Genomic DNA, 17939 nt, shown 5'->3' on the forward strand with positions numbered 1-17939 from the left:
ATATATGGGCCTAACCATACTGTGTCCTTTGCGACTTGTCTAACCACTTTCGGTTATAATTTACAACATTTTGATACTTTTGCACCCTAGTTAACATTGCTCAAAGCAAGATATTTTATGGTGTGGTACACTCTTGCACCGGAAAATGCAGAAACATTCTCGCGTTATGCGTTTTGTTTGAAATTTGTACTGCATTTGTAATTTAATTTCAGGAGTTCTTGTGACTGACACATTCAATACAGTAGAAACCCAAGCAAGTTACGGCATTGGTTTTCAAATGGGTCAACAATTACAATCAAATCCGTTTGACGGACTAGCGATTGACGCTGTTGTAGCTGGCCTAAAAGACGCCTTCGCAGGTCAAGCGCCTCAGGTTGATAACGACACACTACGTGATGCGTTCGGCGAAATTCACAAGCGTATGCAAGCGGCTAAAGAAGAAGCTAGCAAAGCGGTTATTGAAGAAGGCACAAAGTACCTTGAAGAAAATGCGAAGCGTGACGAAGTAACCGTTACTGAATCTGGTCTTCAGTACGAAGTTATCGCTGAAGGTGACGGTGAAACGCCAGTTGCGGCTAGCACTGTACGTGTTCACTACCACGGTACACTTATCAACGGTACCACTTTTGACAGCTCTTACGAGCGCGGACAGCCAGCTGAATTCCCAGTAGGCGGCGTTATTAAAGGTTGGACTGAAGCACTTCAACTTATGAAAGTAGGTGCTAAGTACCGTTTATACGTGCCACATGATCTTGCTTACGGTGAGCAAGGTGCGGGCGCAGCTATTGCACCATACAGCACGCTTATCTTTGACGTAGAGCTTCTAGACGTTCTAGGTTAATGTGTTGTTCACAGGTGTGCAGTTCTGTACACCTGTGTTCCATCTTTTCTTATTCATAGTTCATAACGTTTTAAAAACTAGCCCGCACTTCGTTAAATTTAGCGATATGGCCTAATGTTTCTTTTTCCTATCTCTTTTCTTCTCTGTCTTTTCTCGTAAATACAAAGCAAACCTAAATTTGGCACGTTGTTTCATTGGTGTCGCCTTGCGTTTGCGATATGCTAGGTTTCATCTGCTCCGAGTTGTTATCAGTGGCTTCGGCATTACAATAGCCCCACGCTCAAATAAGGAAAATTATTATGGTTATCAAGCCTAAAGTGAGAGGCTTCATTTGTACAAACGCGCACCCGGTAGGCTGTGCAAAAGCGGTTGAAGAACAAATTGCTTATGTAGAAGCAAAAGGTGACTTAGGCGAAGGCCCTAAAAATGTATTGGTTATTGGTAGCTCAACGGGATACGGCTTAGCATCACGCATTACTTCTGCGTTTGGCTATGGCGCTAAAACGTTGGGTGTGTGTTTTGAAAAAGCACCAACGGAACGCAAAACGGGTACTGCCGGTTGGTACAACACCGCTGCATTCCACGAAAAAGCCAAAGCAAAAGGCTTGTATGCAGAAACTATTAATGGCGATGCGTTTTCCGATGAAATCAAAAATGAAACCATCGAAAAAATCAAAGCTGAAATGGGCAAGGTTGATTTGGTCATTTATAGCCTTGCATCCCCGCGTAGAACCGACCCAGAAACAGGTGTAACGTATAAATCTACGCTTAAGCCTGTAGGGCAGGCGTACACCACAAAAACTTATGATACTGATAAAGACAAAGTACATGAGGTATCGCTAGAGCCAGCCAACGACGAAGAGATCCTTAACACCATTAAAGTTATGGGTGGGGAAGACTGGGAGCGTTGGATGGACTTTTTACGTGAAGCCGATGTGCTTGCTGAAGGCTGTAAAACCACCGCATATACCTATATCGGTAAAGAACTAACATGGCCTATTTATGGTCAAGCGACGATTGGTAAAGCGAAGGAAGACCTGGATCGCGCTGCCGCAGCCATTATTGGTAAAAACAGCGACCTGTATGTACAGGCGAACGTGAGTTCATTAAAAGCTTTGGTAACGCAGGCAAGCTCAGCCATTCCTGTAATGCCTTTGTATATTTCACTTATTTACAAGGTGATGAAAGAGGAAGGCACCCACGAAGGGTGTATTGAGCAGATTTATGGCTTGTTTACACAGTGCCTGTTCGGCAATACACCAACGTTAGATGAAGCAAATCGCTATCGCATGGATGGCAAAGAAACTAACGACGCAACACAGGCAAAAATTAAGGCGCTATGGGATCAAGTGACACAAGAGAACTTTCATGACTTAAGTGACTACAAAGGTTACAACCATGAGTTCTTAAAACTGTTCGGTTTTGACATTTCAAGTGTTGATTACGACAGTGAAGTTGACCCAATGGTTAATTGGTAAAACCTAAACTTACCATTAATTAACCTAATGCTTATATGCGCAAAAGCCGTCTGATTTGACGGCTTTTTTGTACCTGATTACAAGTTGATACGGCATATGGATTTGCAAAATGTAAATGAATAAGACCAAAGGTTTACATTAAATTGTAGAAAAATTTGCCTTTATCTAGAAATAGCGTGGCACAAACGTATAGGTTAATGCTAAAATCCCGAAATTAAGTAGGGGTCTTTTCTGCCTCTACCAAAACAGCAGTAGCGATTGCAGCTACACAAAAACAATAATAAGCGTAAATTTCTGCTGGTGGTCTATAAAGAAAGGGCGAATTAAGCGTCCGCAAAAGGAATTATGCGTTACGGCTTCATAACAGGCTGACCGTAGCAATTGCAGCAAGTTCCATCAATCAACAACGAAAAGGTGTTCTACACCTGTTAATAGTGCGCTTTTGCATGCTGACAGGCAGGTTTTCTGCGGTCATGCAAAAGGGTATTTCTATTAGAGTAGTGCGATTACATATGATAAAAATCAAGAAAGGTCTCGACCTCCCAATTGAGGGAGCGCCAAAGCAGGAGATTGCTGATGCATCTGCTGCAACGCGCGTTGCCATTCTGGGAGAAGAATATGTGGGTATGCGCCCTACCATGCACGTCCAAGTTGGCGATGTAGTGAAGAAAGGTCAGGTTCTTTTTGAAGATAAAAAGAACCCTGGCGTTAAATTCACTGCCCCAGCAGCGGGTGAAGTGGTAGAGGTTAACCGTGGTGCAAAACGTGTTCTTCAGTCTGTAGTTATCAAAATGAACGGCAGCGATGCTGTGACATTTGATAAAATTGCAGCTGACCAGATCGCGAGCGCTTCACGCGAGCAACTTCAGTCAATCCTTGTAGAGTCAGGCATGTGGACAGCGTTCCGTACACGTCCATTTAGCAAATCTCCTAAGCTAGACTCTGTTCCAAGTTCAATTTTTGTTACAGCAATGGATACCAATCCACTAGCAGCAGATCCTGCTGTGATTATTGCTGAGCGCCAAGACGATTTCGTAAATGGTCTTAAAGCGTTAACGCAATTGAGCGGCGGCAAGACTTACGTTTGTAAAGCGGCAGGTGCATCTGTTGCTACTGGCGATGCGGCAGTTGATGTTGAAGAATTTGGCGGTCCTCACCCTGCGGGCCTACCGGGTACTCACATCCACTTCCTTGATTCTGCTGGCATGAACAAAACGGTTTGGCACATCAACTACCAAGACGTAATGGCAATTGGTGCATTGTTGACCTCTGGTGAGCTAGATAACCGTCGTGTTATTTCACTTGCAGGTCCTGCAGCAACTAACCCACGCCTAGTGCGCACCGTAATGGGCGCAGACTTGACCGAGCTTACTGCTAGCGAGCAAGTAGACGGTGAAGTACGTGTTATCTCTGGTTCTGTACTTAGCGGTACGACAGCGATGGGCGTTCACGGCTTCCTTGGTCGTTTCCACACCCAAGTTTCACTACTAAAAGAAGGTCGCGAGAAGAAATTGTTCGGTTGGATCCTACCTGGTTCAAACCAACACTCAGTGACTCGTGCTTACTTAGGTCATCTAAGTGGCGGCAAGAAATTTGATATGACAACAACTACCAATGGTTCTGAACGTTCTATGGTTCCAATTGGTAATTACGAACGCGTTATGCCCCTAGATATCATTCCTACGCTTCTGCTTAGGGACCTGATTTCTGGTGATACTGACGGTGCTCAGACGTTGGGTTGCTTAGAGTTGGACGAAGAAGATTTGGCATTGTGTACTTATGTATGCCCTGGCAAATACAACTACGCTCCTATCTTACGCGACTGTTTGACCACGATAGAGAAAGAGGGTTAAGTCATGGGTTTAAAAGCGTATTTAGAAAAGATCGAACCAAACTTCGAACCAGGTGGTAAGCATGAAAAGTGGTATGCGCTTTACGAAGCTGCGGCGACCATTTTCTACACCCCAGGTAAAGTAAATAAAGCTAACACGCACGTGCGTGACAGCATTGACCTTAAGCGCATCATGATCATGGTATGGATGGCAACATTCCCAGCTATGTTCTTTGGTATGTATAACATTGGTTTCCAAGCGCAAGAAGCAATTGCTGCTGGCGCAGGAACACTACCTGATACGTGGCAAGCAGGCCTATTCGCTGCCCTTGGCGGTGACTTGGCAAATGCGGGTACACTAGGTCTATTCTTCTATGGCGCATGTTTCTGGCTGCCAATCTACGCGGTAACGTTCGCGGTAGGTGGTTTCTGGGAAGTATTGTTCGCGTCTGTGCGCAAGCACGAAGTTAACGAAGGTTTCTTCGTTACATCGGTACTATTCGCACTAACACTTCCAGCTACTATTCCTCTATGGCAAGTTGCACTAGGTATTACCTTCGGTGTTGTAATCGCTAAAGAAGTATTCGGTGGTACAGGTCGTAACTTCCTTAACCCAGCATTGTCTGGTCGTGCATTCCTTTACTTTGCGTATCCTGCGCAAATTTCAGGTGACCAAGTATGGGTAGCGGCAGATGGTTATTCTGGTGCGACGTCTCTAAGCCAAGCGGCTTCAGGCAACCTTGATTACGCGAACATGGATCAGTGGATGAACAGCTTCATCGGCACTATCTCAGGTTCAGCGGGTGAGGTGTCTACCCTTGCTATTATTCTTGGTGGCTTGTTCATCATGTACATGCGTATAGCAAGCTGGCGCATTGTTGCTGGTGTAGCAATTGGTGTGGCGTTCTTCGCAACCTTGCTAAACCTAATCGGCAGCGATACGAACCCTATGTTTGCAATGCCTGCTCATTGGCACTTTGTTGTTGGTGGTCTTGCTTTTGGTATGTTCTTTATGGCGACAGACCCAGTTTCTGCGTCGTTCACAAACCAAGGTAAGTGGGCTTACGGTATCTTCATTGGTTTCATGACGGTACTAATCCGCGTCCTAAACCCAGCCTTCCCTGAAGGTGTAATGCTAGCAATTCTATTTGCTAACTTGTGGGCGCCACTGTTCGACTATTTCGTCGCACAAAGCAATATCAAGCGGAGGGTAGCACGTGTCGGCTAAGAAAGAATCTTTAGGCAAAACGGTAGGTATTGTTGTTGCCGTATGTTTAGTTTGTTCAATTGTTGTTTCTGGTGCGGCTGTTGGCCTTCGCTCTCTACAACAAACAAACGCAGCTCTAGATAAAAAGAGCAACATTCTTAATGCTGCAGGCCTTTATGAAATGGGCATGAGCAATAGCGCAATTGAAAGCACGTACAGCGAGCGAGTAGAACAGCGTTTTGTTAATCTTGACGAAGGTACTTTCGTAGAAGCGCCTAAGCCAGATTACGATATGTATAAAGCAGCCAAAGAAACTGAGTACAGCACTAAGGTAACTAACAGCAATGTTGGTTTCCAACGCCGCCCTAACGTGGCAAGTGTTTACTTAGTTCGCGACGACGCAGGTGATGTTTCTCGTATCATCCTTCCTGTACACGGCAGCGGCCTTTGGGATCTTATGTACGGTTTCTTAGCGGTAGACGCAGACGGCCAAACGGTTCGCGAGCTTATTTACTATCAGCAAAAAGAAACGCCAGGACTAGGTGGTGAAGTGCAAAACCCTGCTTGGCAGGACAAATGGGACGGCAAAGAGCTTTACGAGAATGGCGAAGTTGCTATTCGCGTAGTGAAAAATGCTAACCCTAGCAATCCTCACACTATCGATGCGCTTTCAGGTGCAACCCTTACCAGCAACGGTGTTGAAAACACAATTCGTTACTGGGTAGGCGAGCAAGGCTTCGGCCAGTTCCTGAAGAACCAAGCATGGCGTTCATAAGGGAAGTCTCATGGCAGATACTAAAGAAATGAAAAAGGCCCTCTTTGGGCCAATCCTGGACAACAACCCGATCGCCCTACAGGTATTGGGTATCTGTTCAGCACTGGCAATTACCACTAAGCTGGAAACAGCATTGGTAATGTCGCTTGCGCTTACAAGCGTTGTAGCGTTCTCAAACTTGTTTATTTCACTAATTCGTAACCAGATCCCATCTAGCGTTCGAATTATTATCCAGATGACCATCATCGCATCGTTGGTAATCGTTGTTGACCAAATTCTGAAAGCGTATTCGTATGAAATATCGAAGCAGCTGTCGGTATTCGTTGGTCTGATTATTACTAACTGTATCGTAATGGGTCGTGCTGAAGCTTACGCCATGAAGAGCCCACCTCTGATGAGCTTCCTTGATGGTATTGGTAACGGCTTGGGTTACTCTTTCATTCTAATTGTTATTGGTACAATTAAAGAGCTATTTGGTTTCGGTACTATTTTAGGTTTCGAAATCCTTCCACTGGTTCAAAACGGTGGCTGGTATCAGGGTAACGGTTTGTTAATCCTACCATTCAGCTCATTCTTCTTAATCGGCGGTATGATTTGGTTTATCCGTACTATCCGTCCAGAGCAAGTAGAGCCTAAGGAGTAAGTCATGGAACATTATTTGTCGTTATTTGTTCGCTCAATTTTCGTTGAGAACATGGCGTTATCACTTTTCTTAGGTATGTGTACATTCCTAGCGGTATCTAAGAAAGTTAAAACTGCTATGGGTCTTGGTGTTGCAGTTATCGTGGTACTAGGTATCTCTGTACCCGTTAACCAAGTTATTTATGTAAACATTCTTGCTCCAGGCGCACTAGCATGGGCAGGTTTCCCAGAAGCTGACCTAAGCTTCCTTAACTTCCTAACGTTTATCGGTGTTATCGCGGCGTTGGTACAGATTCTAGAGATGAGCTTAGACAAGTTCTTCCCTGCGCTTTACAACGCACTAGGTATCTTCCTTCCGCTAATTACCGTTAACTGTGCAATCTTCGGTGGTGTGGCGTTTGCGGTACAGCGTGAATACAACTTCACTGAAAGCATCGTTTACGGCGTTGGTAGTGGTATGGGCTGGGCACTAGCAATTGTATTGCTAGCGGCAGTACGTGAAAAGCTGAAGTATGCTGATATGCCTGATGGTGTTCGTGGTCTTGGTTCTGTATTCATGATCGCTGGCCTAATGGCACTTGGCTTCCAGTCATTCACTGGTATTCAGCTGTAATAGAGCTCGGGAGCATATAAATGAATAACGTAGAAATATTTCTTGGCGTCGGCATGTTTATTGCCATCGTATTGGCGCTAGTATTTATCATTATGTTTGCCAAGTCTAAATTGGTACCAAGTGGTGATGTAACTATCACTATCAATGGTGACCCAGACAAGGCAATCAAAACTGCACCGGGTGGCAAACTTCTTGGTGCACTAGCTGACGCAGGTTACTTCGTATCATCTGCTTGTGGTGGCGGTGGCTCATGTGGCCAGTGTCGTGTAGATGTACACTCAGGTGGTGGTGAAATCCTTCCAACTGAACTAGACCACATCACCAAAGGTGAAGCACGCGAAGGCTGCCGTCTTTCATGTCAGGTTGCTATCAAGCAAGACATGGAAATCGAACTAGAAGAGTCGGTATTTGGTGTTAAGAAGTGGGATTGTGAAGTTATCTCTAACGATAACAAAGCAACCTTCATCAAAGAACTTAAGCTTAAAATTCCTAACGGTGAAAGTGTACCTTTCCGTGCAGGTGGTTATATTCAGATTGAAGCGCCAGCTCACCACGTTAAGTACAAAGAGTTCGATATTCCTGAAGAGTACCGCGGTGACTGGGAACGTTTTGGCTTCTTCGACATCGAGTCTAAAGTAGACGAAGAGACCATTCGTGCTTACTCAATGGCGAACTACCCAGAAGAAGAAGGCATTATTATGTTGAACGTGCGTATCGCTACGCCGCCACCTAATAACCTAAGCCTACCTGCGGGTAAAATGTCATCGTACATTTGGAGCCTGAAAGAAGGTGACAAAGCGACTATCTCTGGTCCATTCGGTGAATTCTTCGCGAAAGAAACTGACAACGAAATGGTATTCGTAGGTGGTGGTGCAGGTATGGCCCCAATGCGTTCACACATCTTCGATCAGCTTCGTCGCCTTAAGTCTAAGCGTAAGATGAGCTTCTGGTACGGTGCACGTTCACTTCGTGAAATGTTCTATACAGAAGACTTCGACGAGCTAGCAGCAGAAAACGATAACTTTGAGTGGCATGTAGCACTTTCTGATCCTCAGCCAGAGGACAACTGGGAAGGTTACACTGGGTTTATCCACCAAGTACTTCTTGAGAACTACTTGAAAGATCACCCTGCACCAGAAGACTGTGAGTTCTACATGTGTGGACCACCTATGATGAACGCGGCCGTAATCAACATGCTTAAAGATTTAGGTGTTGAGGACGAAAACATCATGCTAGATGACTTCGGTGGCTAAGGGTTTGATTTAAGAGCTACTTGCTTAAAAACTCAAGCATATTAAAAGGGGCGTAAGCCCCTTTTTCGTTGAAGCAAAACGCAGAATGCACATAATAGCGATTGAATAATGTGCATATTAGCTAAGGACAACATCGTGATTCGATTTGCTATTCGAATTTTCCTCGCCTTTGTTGCGGTAGGTATTCTACTTCTCGCAAGCTGTAGCGACGAAAAAACGCCTGTAGTACACCTGCAAGGGCAGACAATGGGCACAACCTACAACGTTAAGTACCTTGTAGCGGAGACACCGGTAGAAGGCTTACAAGCTGAAATAGATGCCCGTCTTGTTGAGGTTAACAAGATGATGTCTACTTACGACCCAACGTCAGAACTATCAAGGTTCAATCAATATCGCTACACCGACAATTTCGCCGTATCACCAGATACGCTAACCGTAGTTAACGAGGCATTACGCTTGGCTAACCTTAGTGGCGGAGTACTTGATGTTACCGTTGGCCCATTGGTTAATTTATGGGGGTTTGGACCAACTAAGCGTCCTGAAAAAGTACCAAGCCAGACTGACATCGACGATATTCGCGAATATGTGGGTTATAAGAAGCTGTCAACCACGCCTACAGGCTTAAAGAAAAGTCACCCAATGCTTTATGTCGACCTGTCGACTATTGCAAAAGGTTTTGGCGTTGATGAAGTGGCAGAGATCCTTGAAAAGCACAACATTGAAAACTACCTTGTTGAAATAGGTGGTGAAATGCGTGTGAAAGGTGAACGAGGCGACGGCAGTGAGTGGCTGATTGCCATTGAAAAGCCAGTTACCACTGAACGTGCTGTTCAAAAAGTTGTCTCAATAGGAGAAAACGCGGTTGCTACATCAGGTGACTATCGCAACTATTACGAAGAAGACGGCGTTCGTTATTCGCATCTAATCGACCCCACAACGGGCAAACCTATCTCACATAACCTGGTTTCGGTTACGGTAATTCATCCTTCTTCAATGACGTCTGATGGTTTGGCTACGGCGTTTAATGTAATGGGATGGGAACAAGCGATAGCGGTTGCTGAGCAAGAACAACTCGCTGTATTCCTCATTCGTCGCACAGAAGACGGATTTGAAGAGTATGCATCGCCAGAATTTGATAAACTGGTCACAGTTCATAATTAGGGGGTAGCAATGTCTACATTCATTCTTGCTTTTGGTTTCTTTCTAACAATGGTACTGGCTATGGCCGTAGGTTACCTTTTTCAGAAAAAATCAATCTCTGGAAGCTGTGGTGGCTTAGGTGCACTAGGCATAGAAAAGGCCTGTGACTGTCCAGAACCGTGTGACCGTAAAAAGTCACGCATGGAAAAAGAAGAAGCCCGCCAGAAAAAGCTAAACGAGTGGAAGCAGAACCAAATTTTGTAATGCTTGGTCTCTCGTTGGCTTAAGTTATAAAAGCGCTGTTTGAGTAATTCGACAGCGCTTTTTTGTATCCGTCAGGCAAGTATGTTTCATTGAATTTGGTCAGTTAATTCGATGTTACGTTAGGTTTGCTTAATGGGCTAATGATCACAGGGATAGTTATCTACACAGCGCGCCTATGACAGGCTTTTAAACTTGGAAACGTAATTTAGGTCACCCCAATTTCGTTGCTCTAAATTTGTAATTAGGTTAAATTTAAGCCTCATAAAATACCTATACAAATAATAAAACATCAAGGAAGAGCTATGACACGCAGTGTACGTCTCGGGACCTTTAGTATAATCGCATTATCCCTCGCCGCATGTGGAGGCGGAGGTTCAGACTCTGAAGTGCCGGATAACGGAGGTTCCTCGCCGGTTTCATCCTCATCAATCATCTTGAACGCAAAAGACTACAACCAGTCTCGACTTAACACTGCTGCCAAAGCAATCGCAAACGCCCAATACAAAGGCGAAACAGTCAATGCGGAAGTGGACATAGAGCTGGTCCAAGAAGCATTCAATTTATTATTTAATGATTCCGTAATGACAGTGCCAGAACTGGCAGAACAGGATTTTTCTGATGACGTGAACAACGGCACGATTAAGAAAACGTATGCCTGTGATCTAGGCGGTAGTGTTGCTTATGACGGCAAAGTATCCGATACCTTAACAGGTACCATCGCCATGAATTACCAAAACTGTTGGTTGCATAGCAATGGCGTTGCTATTTCCGGGTCGACGGCTATTGCCATTGAAAGTGTGTCAGATAGCGCAGCGAAATACAGTATGTATTTCGACAGTCTTACATGGAATATCGAAGGTATACCTTATACTTTGTCAGGCGTTGTCTCAATCGATGAAGGCTACAACGAAACTAACGGTAACTATCACTTCCACGTAGATACCAACCAACATGTCGCGTTCACTATTGGCTCAGAGCAATATAAATTGATGGGGAATTACAACATATCTGATTCACCCGGTGAAAGCGTTAACCATGCTGAATTAGACTTCTATGTAGGCTCTAAAGGTAAATTAGCGATTGAAGCAGAGGGCCCTGAGTATTTATCGCCGTACATGTATATGGGTGGAGTAGTGGTAGCGGGTGATAAAACTGCAACCTTACTATTTGAAGAAGGCATTATTCGTTATTTAGAAGATTCTGATAACGACGGTAACTACGATGTAGGTACATTTATAGTTGATGCCTATGACTTAATTGGTGGTAACCTTGCAGACAGATCACTTGTCGCTATTGCTGACATGTCCATACCACCCACTGTCTATGCACCTGAATTTTACACCTGGGACACGGTCGATACAACGACACCTATTACCGTTAGTCCCGGCTATTATAATGATAGCGATACAGACTACGAAGATTTATCTGTCAGTTTCCGCTGGTACATCAACGGTGTCCTAGTAGAGGACATATCAGGGGATACCTTACCGGCCTACCGCGCTGTATTTAACGATGTAGTAGAAGTGTCTATGGTCGTCTCAGATAGCGCTAACGCTGTAGAGTCAGGTCGCACTTCAATCACTCTGTCGGATGCACCAGCACAAGTAGCATTCGAGAATTTACCAGAATCAGTGTCTCCTGGAGAATACATCGAATTCAGAGCAATTGTGTCTGACCCTGATCTTGGTGACAACCAAGGGGTTCCCGCCTTAGTGTCAGCGCCTTCAGGTGCTACCATTAATGAAGATGGATTAATTTCATGGCAAGCGCCGAGTAATCAGTTGTTTAAAACCCAGCTTTACGCGTTTGGTTTTTCTACTGGCGAAGAAGGTGCTGAAGTAGTCAAAACTCATGTCTCAGTAACTAATAATGAGGTTCAAGAGTTAGCTCGCTCGGGTATTGAAGTGCCTAAAATGAACAATTCGATGGTAGTGGGTGATTTCGACCACGACGGTGACAATGAAGTTCTCTCCACCGATTCTGCAAATCGCGTGTTCTTGCTGTCTTATCAAAACGGCAGCTACAACCAAACTTGGATGTATCCCTACAAAATCGAGCAAGGTGGAGCAGTAAAACAAGTTCTCAGTACTGATTTTGATAACGATGATTATCCCGATATTTTAGTGATATCTGAGCACGGCGTATCCGTTGTTACCGACATTGACGAAACGGCAACAACGATTTTCACCACTGATAATTACATACATAGTGCTGTTCTCGGTGACATAGATAATGATGGTGACGATGAACTGGCCTACCTGTATTCATCACGTGATTACGGCGAAGCCAGTGATATTGTGGTGGTAGATCTTAGTTCGCCCGAAACACCTTTATTTACGTTTACCGCTGAAGATACCTATGAAATTGCTCTGGGTAATGTGGATTCCGACACTCAGTTAGAACTGGTTACCAATTCAGGTTTGGTCTATGACCTTGGATCTGGTGAAAACCAGTGGTTTTTGAATTCAGGATTTGGTAGTCATCACATTGCCGTTGCCGATATAAATGGCGACGGTATTGATGAAATTGTAGGCGCTGACAGTTGGTCTTACATCTATGTATACTCAGCACAAGACAAGTCTCAAATTACGAGTGTTGAGAATTTTAATACTTGCGACATTAGCGCAGGAAAACTGACTGACGATAGTAACCCTGTATTGCTTGTAGGGGACTGCCAATGGGGCAACGTCCACGCCATGAAGCTGTCTAATAATACGCTCACTTCAGTATTTAGCGTTGATATGGTTGATCACGGTTCAACCTCGCTGACCCTTGGCGATGCCGACAATGATGGCCTTAACGAACTGTTATGGGGCACTGGCACTACTTCTTCTGGTGAAGATTTACTCGTAACGGCAGATGTCACAGCCACTTCTGCAACAATAAAAACGACGGCAACCACACATCAACTAGACAGCTTTAACGCGGCTGGGTGGGCAGATTTGTATCCTGGTGACGAACGTGCTGTTTTCTTCGTGCCGAGTACGGGGAGCGGTTATGACGGCTCCAAGGTCTTACTAATGGAGAACTCAGGGAATTACATTACGAGTGAAGAGATTTCATCTAACTGGGATAACTCTAGTATTGCTGTAACTACCGATTACAACAATGACGGTGCTGGTGATTTATTCCTACCTAGTGCAGAAACCTATGATGGCGCCTTCGCCGCAATGCGATTAAATGATTTCTCTATTCAATACGAGATTACAGGCGATTATTCAAACGACGTTTCAGTTATTAAGGCATTCGACTTCAATAACGATGGTTTCGATGATGCAGTGTATGTTGATGGTCGCACACTAAAAGCGGTCGACGTGAACAATCAAGCTATGTTGGCCACTTACACCATGCCTCAATATTTCCGTGATTTTGATATTGTCGCGATGAATGGCAATGTATATGTGGCGCTTTCTCAAGGCGACAACATAACGCAATTACTCAAGCCAACAACATCAGGTTTCTCTATTCAGGCAAGCGCCGATATTTCTTGCGCGCGCCTTGCCTTTATTAACGCTGATAGTGACGCTGCCGCTGAACTGGCCTGTTATAACAACCAGAACCAATCACTGGTTATATTTGATGTAACTGACACTAGTTTGACTAAGACATCAGACGTTTCGGTGAGTAAGGTTATTGTAGACATGGTAGCTAATCCAGTAACCGCTACTGAACAAACACTTCTTGTGACAACGGCGCATGACGATGATTGGAGCTACTACAGTGCTTCTGAACTCAGCGAAATGACGGTTGAAGGCATCAGTATTTGGAAAAGCCCAGCGTTGATTGGTCCGGCCCGCAGTCACTCTTTACATGCGAGAAAATCTGCTGAGGGAAGCCTGGAAGTGATGATGGCGACATCACGGGTAATGTATTGGTTGGGCCGAGCGAAGTAGGTAATTCCGCATGAGTCAATTTTGATACTCTTCTAGGCGTTTATATGATTGAGCGGCGACACTTCCACATTGGAGTGTCGCCGTTTTTTATTGACTACTCTCGTTCTGTCAACCTCCCTTATAAAATGCATTCGTTTTAACGCCTGCCTTTTATAAGACACTAAGGACCCGTTAATCTCATCAATATTCCATAACGAGGTAGTGTAATTAAACGCTTTTAATAATATACTGTCTTTTTATACAGTTTTGCGTAAGCACGTAAAGAACAAAGGCAGGTAATGCGAAAAATTATCCACGTCGACATGGATTGTTTTTACGCCGCAGTTGAAATGCGCGACAACCCAGCCTTGCGCGATATTCCCATTGCGATAGGCGGCAGTGCCGACCGTCGAGGGGTTATTTCTACCTGTAACTATCCCGCCCGTAAATTTGGTGTGCGCTCAGCTATGGCTACAGCGTATGCTTTAAAGCTATGCCCAAACTTGACCCTCGTAAAAGGGCGCATGGATGTGTACGCTGCCGAGTCGCAAAAAATACGTAAGATATTTGCTGATTATACCGACCTCATTGAGCCTTTATCATTAGATGAAGCCTACCTAGACGTGACTAACAGTGAATTTTGCGGTGGCAGCGCCACGTTAATTGCTGAAGAAATACGTGAACGCATTAAAAATGAACTTGGGCTTACAGCTTCAGCGGGTGTTGCGCCTTGTAAGTTTGTGGCGAAAGTGGCGAGCGATGAAAATAAGCCCGATGGAATTTGTGTTATTACTCCTGATAAGCTCGATGAGTTTGTACGCGAAATGCCACTAAAGAAAATTCCAGGCGTGGGCAAAGTTACTATGCAAAAGCTTCAGCGTATGGGGCTTAATACGTGTAACGATGTTCGCCAGTATCCTTTTGAGCGCATTCAAAAAGAGCTGGGTAAATTTGGCAGTGTGCTTTGGGAGCGAGCTCATGGTATTGATGAGCGAGAGTTGTCAGTATCGCGAGAGCGCAAGTCTATAGGCGTAGAGCGCACGCTAAGTGAAGATATACACACTATTGAGCAATGCATCGACTTTTTGCCTCACTTGTTTGAAAAGCTTCAAGAGCGAATGGAAAGCCATAAGAAGCGAACGGGGAAGCCGGTACGTATTCGCACGCAGGGCGTTAAGCTTAAGTTTAATGACTTCCAACTAACTACGGTAGAGCACCGCTGTGCCACGCTTGATGAAGCGTATTTTCGCACGTTAATGCAGGAAGCCTTCGAACGAGCAACAGGGCGGGGTATTCGTCTTGTTGGCGTTCATATAGGTCTTGCTGCCGATCAATCAACACAGCAATTGGTGTTACCTTTTGAACCGATTTAGCCAATAAGCTCACTTGTTAAGTACTAACATGCAGTAGCCTCAATCTAACCACTTGTTATACTTAACGCACTGATACTATGCGATAGACTGACGGTTTTGTATTACCCGATTAAAGGCCAATCCCACAGAGTTTAGTTTCTAAGACCATTTAATCTTTGGCAAATGAAAGCGGTTGGCTAACCCTTACTATTTTTTACACTTTAATGAAGGACGTTATGGACTCGAAAGAACTTAAAACCCCAGGTCGCTACAAGCATTACAAAGGTAATTTATACGATGTATACGAAGTGGCGACGCATTCAGAAGATGAGAGTAAGCTAGTGGTATACCGCCCATGCTACGGCGAGAAAGCGCTTTGGGTTCGTCCCCTAGAAATGTTTGTTGAGTCGGTTGAAAAAGACGGAGAAACACTCCCCCGTTTTGCTTATGTTGGCAATATTCCTGATGATGAAAAAATGATCTAATTGTAAAATTAGGTCATAGTGTAAGAGGTCTTTAATAAACAGGCTTCTTACAAGGAAATAATAATGAAAACTGCCCCTCGTTTTAGCGCCCACATCATGGCCGCACTCTTAGCTGCGAGCCCGTTAATTTATTCATCGGTTCATCCCGCAAATGCACAAGATAGATTTGCCGATGTCGAAGTTAAAGCGACAGCGATAAAAGGCTCTGTGCACATGCTTACAGGTGCAGGTGGAAATATCGGCGTATCTGCTGGGGAAGACGGTGTTTTGATCATCGACGATCAATTCGCGCCGCTTGCAGAAAAGATAGCGGCCCAGCTTGGTGAGCTCGGGAGTGACAAGCCAAAGTATGTGATAAACACGCATTATCACGGCGACCACACAGGCTCTAATGCGTTTTTCCACAGCCACAAAGGTGCGACCATTCTGGCGCACGAGAATGTGCGTGTTCGTCTAGCTAACGATGAAAAGATAAAACCGGAAGCGCTGCCAACTATCACCTATGAAGACGGAATAAAAATTTACTTCAATGGTGAAACCCTTCACGTGATGCACTTAGCAGTAGGCCACACCGACGGCGATAGCGTAGTGTGGTTCGAGCAACCCAACGTTATGCACACCGGCGACTTGTTCTTTAATGGTCGCTTTCCCTACATCGACCAAGGGGCTGGCGGTAATGTGGAAGGCTATATGGACTCAGTAAAACAGCTGCTTGCTAAAATAGACGATGAAACCGTTATTATTCCTGGCCACGGCGACATCAGTAACAAGCAAGAATACAGCGCATTTTTAGCTATGATCTCTGAAACGTTCAGCTACGTTAAGGCACTTAAGCAAGACGGCAAAACCCTCGATGAAGTTAAAGCGATGGGCTTAGACGATAAGTGGGCCGACTGGAGCTGGAATTTCATTAATGAAGAGAAGTGGATAACTACACTCTATACTGATGCCTAAATAGTATTGGTTACACATTAATATCGAGCGAGTGTGCAGGGGAGTTTTCTTTACGACCCTGCAATTTCGTTAAAATGGCACTATCACTGGGTTTTTGAGGACTAACTTCAAAGGCAATAGGTTAGGAAACGCAGGTTTACGAGCACCAAGTCTAGGGGCTAAAGCTGCCAAACGTCTGCTAAGCGGTTTCTCGTATTTTAAGCTCAAAGGGTAGAACTTGGCTCGCTTGTTCAACGTCTTCGCCCTCAATTAGCGATATCAATGATTCAGCTGCCATTTCTGCCATCTTACGACGCGGGACTGATACGGTGGTTAGGGAAGGGTATATTGAGCGCGCAAAACTCAAGTCGTTGAAACCGCAGATATCGATATCCTTACCAGGCTTGATACCTCGTCTATTACATTCCATGACCGCGCCAGCAGCAAGCTCGTCACTCACAAAAAATAGCGCATCAGTATCCGGCCATTTATGCAGTGTTTCTGAAAGAAGCTCAGCACCAGCTTGAAATGTGGCGTCGGCTCTAGAGGAAACATATCGCTCGGCGGACAACTCAGCATTGTCCAGTGCGGTTGCCCAGCCCTGTTTTCTCAATATTGCGCGCCAATCTAAATACAATGAGCAAAAAGCAATGTTGCGGCGCCCTTTATCGATGAGATGTTGGGTCATAGATTGGGCTGCTAATTCGTTATTTACCCCATAGTTAATATCAAAGGGCTCACTAGAAATATCCATAATTTCGGCCACAGGCGTCCCTGTGGCTAGCAGCATTTTTCTCGTTTCTTCTGTATGGCGCGTCGAAGTAAGAATGAAGCCACTCACGTTCTGTTGAATGTAAGATTCGACAGTACGCTCCTCGCCAAGCTCGGTATAGGTCGAGTCGCCAATCATCAATGCATAATTAGCCTTATCGGCAACGGCCTTCACACCTAACATCACATCGTTAAACACATTGTTTCCGAAGGATGGGAGTAGTAATGCAATGGTTCTATTGTTGTCTGCACATAGCGATTGGGCGGCACGGTTAGGGATATAATTTAGCTCTCGCGCTGCATTTTTGATCTTAAGGGCGAGTGATTTAGAGATGCCACTAGAATTATTAAGCGCACGAGATACGGTAGTTTTGTGAACCCCCAAATGATTGGCTACGTCTGATATTTTTGTGCGTGACTTTTTTACCTTACTCATTCTTCGATCTTTTTATGTGCTGCTAGGTCCGCTAATCCGCGCGGAA

15 protein-coding genes are annotated in these 17939 nt (G+C 44.8%); 14 read left to right on the plus strand and 1 reads right to left on the minus strand.

Going from position 1 to position 17939, the window contains the following annotated elements:
• The first annotated feature begins 220 nt into the window (after positions 1-220).
• The 14 genes from ACFI6J_RS11550 to ACFI6J_RS11615 all read left to right on the plus strand — a co-directional run bounded on the left by ACFI6J_RS11550 (position 221) and on the right by ACFI6J_RS11615 (position 16707).
• Positions 221-841 (plus strand): FKBP-type peptidyl-prolyl cis-trans isomerase, encoded by a 621-nt coding sequence (locus ACFI6J_RS11550; protein ID WP_014950800.1) that lies wholly within the window; start codon positions 221-223, stop codon positions 839-841.
• A 299-nt stretch (positions 842-1140) separates the two neighbouring features.
• Entirely contained in the window at positions 1141-2319 is a 1179-nt protein-coding gene (fabV, locus tag ACFI6J_RS11555; RefSeq protein ID WP_462557522.1) for an enoyl-ACP reductase FabV, read from the plus strand.
• A gap of 512 nt (positions 2320-2831) precedes the next feature.
• Positions 2832-4172 carry a Na(+)-translocating NADH-quinone reductase subunit A gene (locus ACFI6J_RS11560; RefSeq protein WP_278344132.1) on the plus strand — a complete coding sequence of 447 codons (1341 nt, stop codon included), beginning with the start codon at positions 2832-2834 and terminating at the stop codon, positions 4170-4172.
• Positions 4173-4175: 3 nt separating this feature from the next.
• The gene (locus ACFI6J_RS11565; RefSeq protein ID WP_014950797.1) at positions 4176-5378 is read left to right on the plus strand and encodes an NADH:ubiquinone reductase (Na(+)-transporting) subunit B; all 1203 of its coding nucleotides are present in this window, start codon (positions 4176-4178) and stop codon (positions 5376-5378) included.
• Positions 5368-6132 carry a Na(+)-translocating NADH-quinone reductase subunit C gene (locus ACFI6J_RS11570; RefSeq protein WP_014950796.1) on the plus strand — a complete coding sequence of 255 codons (765 nt, stop codon included), beginning with the start codon at positions 5368-5370 and terminating at the stop codon, positions 6130-6132. Before ACFI6J_RS11565 ends, ACFI6J_RS11570 begins: the two co-directional genes overlap by 11 nt.
• A gap of 10 nt (positions 6133-6142) precedes the next feature.
• Entirely contained in the window at positions 6143-6775 is a 633-nt protein-coding gene (locus ACFI6J_RS11575) for an NADH:ubiquinone reductase (Na(+)-transporting) subunit D (RefSeq protein ID WP_014950795.1), read from the plus strand.
• A 3-nt stretch (positions 6776-6778) separates the two neighbouring features.
• A complete protein-coding gene (nqrE, locus tag ACFI6J_RS11580) occupies positions 6779-7387 on the plus strand; it encodes an NADH:ubiquinone reductase (Na(+)-transporting) subunit E (RefSeq protein ID WP_014950794.1) in 609 nt (202 codons plus the stop codon).
• A gap of 20 nt (positions 7388-7407) precedes the next feature.
• Positions 7408-8640 carry an NADH:ubiquinone reductase (Na(+)-transporting) subunit F gene (gene nqrF, locus ACFI6J_RS11585; RefSeq protein WP_187447203.1) on the plus strand — a complete coding sequence of 411 codons (1233 nt, stop codon included), beginning with the start codon at positions 7408-7410 and terminating at the stop codon, positions 8638-8640.
• 135 nt (positions 8641-8775) lie between these two features.
• On the plus strand, positions 8776-9801 hold the full coding sequence (locus ACFI6J_RS11590) for an FAD:protein FMN transferase (RefSeq protein WP_334039689.1): 1026 nt from the start codon (positions 8776-8778) through the stop codon (positions 9799-9801).
• Between the two features lie 9 nt (positions 9802-9810).
• Positions 9811-10044, plus strand: coding sequence for a (Na+)-NQR maturation NqrM (gene nqrM, locus ACFI6J_RS11595; protein WP_014950791.1), 234 nt, complete (start codon positions 9811-9813; stop codon positions 10042-10044).
• Between the two features lie 302 nt (positions 10045-10346).
• The gene (locus ACFI6J_RS11600; RefSeq protein ID WP_462557517.1) at positions 10347-13937 is read left to right on the plus strand and encodes an FG-GAP repeat domain-containing protein; all 3591 of its coding nucleotides are present in this window, start codon (positions 10347-10349) and stop codon (positions 13935-13937) included.
• A 278-nt stretch (positions 13938-14215) separates the two neighbouring features.
• Positions 14216-15289 (plus strand): DNA polymerase IV, encoded by a 1074-nt coding sequence (gene dinB / locus ACFI6J_RS11605; RefSeq protein WP_462557515.1) that lies wholly within the window; start codon positions 14216-14218, stop codon positions 15287-15289.
• A gap of 215 nt (positions 15290-15504) precedes the next feature.
• Positions 15505-15753: a DUF1653 domain-containing protein gene (locus ACFI6J_RS11610; RefSeq protein ID WP_014980364.1), complete on the plus strand. Its 249-nt coding sequence runs from the start codon at positions 15505-15507 to the stop codon at positions 15751-15753.
• Between the two features lie 63 nt (positions 15754-15816).
• On the plus strand, positions 15817-16707 hold the full coding sequence (locus ACFI6J_RS11615) for an MBL fold metallo-hydrolase (RefSeq protein WP_462557513.1): 891 nt from the start codon (positions 15817-15819) through the stop codon (positions 16705-16707).
• Between the two features lie 178 nt (positions 16708-16885).
• Here ACFI6J_RS11615 and ACFI6J_RS11620 read toward each other — a convergent pair whose 3' ends face one another.
• A complete protein-coding gene (locus tag ACFI6J_RS11620) occupies positions 16886-17893 on the minus strand; it encodes a LacI family DNA-binding transcriptional regulator (RefSeq protein ID WP_462557511.1) in 1008 nt (335 codons plus the stop codon).
• Positions 17894-17939: the final 46 nt, after the last annotated feature.

This window comes from Alteromonas sp. G4i13 (genome assembly GCF_054960505.1).

Coding starts and splice junctions, on each gene's coding strand:
- ACFI6J_RS11610 (WP_014980364.1), top strand. CDS start 15,505: ATGGACTCGAAAGAACTTAAAACCCCAGGTCGCTACAAGCATTACAAA.
- ACFI6J_RS11620 (WP_462557511.1), bottom strand. CDS start 17,893: ATGAGTAAGGTAAAAAAGTCACGCACAAAAATATCAGACGTAGCCAAT.
- ACFI6J_RS11615 (WP_462557513.1), top strand. CDS start 15,817: ATGAAAACTGCCCCTCGTTTTAGCGCCCACATCATGGCCGCACTCTTA.
- ACFI6J_RS11600 (WP_462557517.1), top strand. CDS start 10,347: ATGACACGCAGTGTACGTCTCGGGACCTTTAGTATAATCGCATTATCC.
- fabV (WP_462557522.1), top strand. CDS start 1,141: ATGGTTATCAAGCCTAAAGTGAGAGGCTTCATTTGTACAAACGCGCAC.
- nqrF (WP_187447203.1), top strand. CDS start 7,408: ATGAATAACGTAGAAATATTTCTTGGCGTCGGCATGTTTATTGCCATC.
- nqrM (WP_014950791.1), top strand. CDS start 9,811: ATGTCTACATTCATTCTTGCTTTTGGTTTCTTTCTAACAATGGTACTG.
- ACFI6J_RS11560 (WP_278344132.1), top strand. CDS start 2,832: ATGATAAAAATCAAGAAAGGTCTCGACCTCCCAATTGAGGGAGCGCCA.
- ACFI6J_RS11565 (WP_014950797.1), top strand. CDS start 4,176: ATGGGTTTAAAAGCGTATTTAGAAAAGATCGAACCAAACTTCGAACCA.
- ACFI6J_RS11575 (WP_014950795.1), top strand. CDS start 6,143: ATGGCAGATACTAAAGAAATGAAAAAGGCCCTCTTTGGGCCAATCCTG.
- nqrE (WP_014950794.1), top strand. CDS start 6,779: ATGGAACATTATTTGTCGTTATTTGTTCGCTCAATTTTCGTTGAGAAC.
- dinB (WP_462557515.1), top strand. CDS start 14,216: ATGCGAAAAATTATCCACGTCGACATGGATTGTTTTTACGCCGCAGTT.